This window comes from Caballeronia sp., assembly GCF_049581465.1.
GTDB lineage: Bacteria > Pseudomonadota > Gammaproteobacteria > Burkholderiales > Burkholderiaceae > Caballeronia.
Map to the genome: position 1 here is coordinate 1 of NZ_JBAUSA010000006.1, position 4,083 is coordinate 4,083.

The following is a 4,083-nucleotide window of genomic DNA, read 5'->3' on the forward strand; positions in this document are numbered from 1 at the left end:
GTCGCACCGCTGGCGCCGCCCGTCGTGGTGGTAGCGCCTGAGCTGCCGCTTGAGCCGCCGCCACACGACCCAAGACACGCCGCTACCAGCAATCCCGCAAACGCTTCGAACAGGCGACGCCGGGAGCCCGAGTAAAAAGCAGATTTGGGTGGCAGAGAGTTCATGGTGATTCTCCAGTGGGCAACGAACGCCCCGCAACCGGTCCGACCCATTGCGCGCCGCAGCTCGGCGTAGCAAAGCGGCTACGGTGTCCTGCCACAGCAAGAAAAGCGCCTGAAGAAACTGATTCCACCCCAATTCTTTCACATCAAATATTCATATGTAATGCTTATTTTATCGATGAACCACCCGGCTCATGAGTCATCAAATTGACCGAAAATAACCGACGACTCGCGAATATTCCTGCGATCCGTTCCGGCGAAGGTCACTTTTGCGACGAACTAACATCCTCTTCAGACGGAAGAAGCTCAGTGTCCCAGCCGCCGCCGAGCGCCTCGATCAATTGAACGCTGGTCGTCATTTGTTGCACGCGCAGGCTAATCATTGCCTCCTGGTCGGAAAGCAAGGCCGTCTCGGCCAGGAACACATTCAGGTAAGTGTCTACGCCCGTCCGATACCGAACCGACGCAAGATCGTAGTAGTGCTGCGCCGCGGCGACGACGTCTCGTTGCTGTTCGAGTTGTCGACTCAGGATGCGCTCGGCGGCAAGGTTATCTTCGGTCTGCTGAAAGGCGGCCAGCACAGTCTGACGATAGGCGGCCACGTCGCCCTCATATTGCGCACGATATTGCGCGACGGTCGCCGTGCGCAACCCGCCATCGAAAAGCGTTTCTGCCGCAGACGGGCCAATCGAAAAAAACCGGGCCGGCCACGCAAACCAGTTTTGCAGCGTCGAGCTCTGGAAGCCGCCCGACAGCGAAATGCTGATGGTCGGATAGAAGGCAGCCGTCTCGACGCCTATCAGCGCGTTCGCTTGCGACATGGTCCGCTCTGCCGCGGCAATATCGGGACGTCGTTGCAGGAGCTCGGACGGAACGCCCGCCGGGATGACCGGAAGTGTGGTGGTGAGCGGATGGGCCGGCATCGAAAACGACGACGCGGGTTGACCGATAAGCAGTGCGATGGCGTGTTCGTACTGCGCCCGCGCAATGCCAAGATTGGTGGCTGCAGCCTCCGCTGTCTTCAGGTTCAACTGCGCTTGCGCGACCGACTGCGCGCTGTCGATCCCGGTGTGGCCGAGCACCTGGGTGAGTTCAAGGCTCTTGCGGTACGCCCGGATCGTTCGCTCGTTCAGCGCGATGAGTTCGTCCTGGCCGCGCAACTGGAAGTAGTCCTCGGCAAGGTTGGCCTGCTGGCTGAGCTTTTCATTGGCGAGATCCGCGGCACTAACCTGCGCCGCGTTCGCAAACTCCTTGACTGTATTGCGGATTCTTCCCCAGAGGTCCGGTTCCCACGACACGTCCAGGGGGAAGTTGAACTCGTTGGCCGTGACCCTTCCGCTTGGCAGTAGTACGTTGGAGATGCTTGCGGGCGACCCGGAGCGCGTAACGGCTGGCTGGAGCGTCGCGGTCGGCGCATAGCTAGCGCGTGCTTGGCTGACCTGGGCACGCGCGGCCATGAAATTCTGATACGCCTGCTCAATATTCTGGTTCGAACTATTCAGTTTGTCTTCGAGATCATCCAGTTCGGGCTCCTGATATATCTTCCACCACGGACCTCTCAACGATGCATCCTGGGGCTTGGCAGGCACCCATGACGTGCCATCGGGCCCGACCGATGCCTCGCCCTCCTTGAAGGACGCCGGCGTGGCGACTGGCGGACGAACGTACTCCGGGCCGACCGTGCAACCCTGCCCCATCGTCAACATGGCAAACGCACCTGCGCTGACCAGGATGCGCGGGATAGCTCCCACAAGCCGAGCTGATTTTTCCATGATGATTCGATGGCGTTGAGTGGTAGTCATGACGGTAGGCGACCGGCCACCGCACGCCCACGGCGACGATTGAAGCGCTGGCTCAGGCGGTCGAAATAGAGATAAATCACGGGCGTTGTATAGAGCGTGAGGATCTGGCTGAAGATCAAGCCCCCAACAATAGCTATACCCAGCGGACGTCTCAGTTCCGATCCGTTGCCGTGACCGAGCGCGAGCGGCAGCGCGCCGAGCGCCGCTGCAACGGTCGTCATCAGGATGGGCCGGAACCGCAGCATGCACGCTTCAAAAATTGACTCTTCGGTACTCTTTCCCTCAAGGCGTTCCGCCTGCAGTGCAAAATCGATCATCAGGATCGCGTTCTTCTTGACGATGCCAATGAGAAGGAAGATGCCGATGAGCGAGATGACATCGAGTTCGCTATGAAAAAGAATCAACGCGATCATGGCGCCCACGCTGGCAGACGGAAGCGTCGTCAGGATGGTGATCGGATGGATCAGGCTTTCATAGAGCACGCCCAGCACAATATAGATTGCCAGGAGCGCGCCCAGGATGAGAAACGGCTCACTGGCAAGCGAGCTCTGGAAGGCCTGCGCGGTGCCCGCAAACTGCGAGACGATGTTTGCGGGCGCGCCGAGCCGCTGCTGCATCTGCGTAATGAGCTGGGTCGCCTGGCCGAGAGACACGCCCGGCGCGAGATTGAAGGAGATGGTGACCGACGGAAAGAACGAGGAGTGATTGACCGCTAGTGGCGAGGTCGAGACCTGGGTGTGGGTGAACGCACCAAGCGGTACCGAACTCGTACCCGACGCGTGAACGTTGGTCGAGTTCAATGTCGAAGGCGAACGCAAGAGTTGCGGATTGGCCTCCATCACGACGTAATACTGATTGAGCGACGTGTAGATTGTCGAGACCTGCGACTCGCCGAATTCATAGTAGAGCGCGTTGTCGATCAGCTTCGGCGTGATGCCAAACCGTGCCGCCGTGACGCGATCGTAGTCGAGCAGGATTTGCAGGCCGTTATTTTGCTGGTCGGTCGTGACGTCCTTGATCTGCGGCATCTTTTGCATTGCATGGTAAAGCACGGGCGCCCATTGGCTCAGCGCATCGACAGTATCGGCCGATAGCTGGTATTGATACTGGGCATTGCTCTGCCTGCCGCCGACCCCAATGTCCTGTGCCGCCTGCAGGAAGGTCGAGGCCCCTGCTATTGCATTCAGCTTCGGACGCATGCGGTCGACCACCTCCGTGGAGCTTACGTTTCGCGCAGCTCGGGGCTTCAGCGTGACAAAGACGAATCCCGAGTTGCTCGCGCCCCCGCCCGGGCCGCCCTGGCCGCCGGTGAACCCGAGCGCGTTCTCGACGGCCGGGTCTTCCCGGATCACGCGCTGGATGTTCAGCAGGGACTCCCTCATCGACAGGAACGACGCGTCCTGCGCACCCTGGAAGCCACCGAAGATGGTCCCGGTATCCTGCTGCGGAAAAAGACCCTTCTGCACTACGCCAGCCAGGACCACGTTGAGCACCACAGTGAGCACGAGGCTCAACGCTACCAGGCGGGGATGCCTCAGCGCCCATCCCAGCGTCGTCCGGTAGGCCGCTAACAGATAGTCGAAGCCTCGTTCGCTGGACCGGAAAAACCAGCCGTGGTGCTCCTGCTTCGCGGGCTTGAGCAGGTACGCGCACATCGCGGGCGTCACCGTGAGCGAAATCATCATGGAGATCGCGACCGATGTCGCGAGGGTGTACGCGAATTCGTGAAAGAGACGACCCGGGATGCCCCCCATGAATAGAATAGGTACGAACACCGCGATGAGCGACAAGCTCATCGCGACGACCGTGAACGCCACTTCCTGCGTTCCCTGTATGGCTGCACGCCGGGTCGGCACGCCCTGCTCGATCAAGCGCGTGATGTTCTCCATCACCACGATCGCGTCGTCGACGACAAAGCCGGTCGATACCGTGAGCGCCATCAACGAAAGGTTATCCAGCGTGTATCCCGCCAGGTACATGACGGTAAAAGTGCCAATCAACGAGACGGCAATCGCGACTCCTGGAATCAACGTCGCGCCGGGACTGCGCAGGAACACAAAGACCACGCCAATCACCAGCAGGATCGATATGCCCAGCGTGAGTTCGACCTCGTTCACGGA

2 protein-coding genes are annotated in these 4,083 nt (G+C 60.1%); both read right to left on the reverse strand.

Translation table 11 applies throughout. The features are described 5' to 3' along the window. Window positions 1–424: 424 nt before the first annotated feature. Complete coding sequence (locus tag WCA53_RS00075) at window positions 425–1,933, reverse strand: efflux transporter outer membrane subunit (protein WP_423903915.1); 1,509 nt, start codon at window positions 1,931–1,933, stop codon at window positions 425–427. A gap of 26 nt (window positions 1,934–1,959) precedes the next feature. Further along, window positions 1,960–4,083 (reverse strand): efflux RND transporter permease subunit (locus WCA53_RS00080; RefSeq protein WP_423903917.1); only part of this gene is annotated, 2,124 nt, incomplete at its 5' end.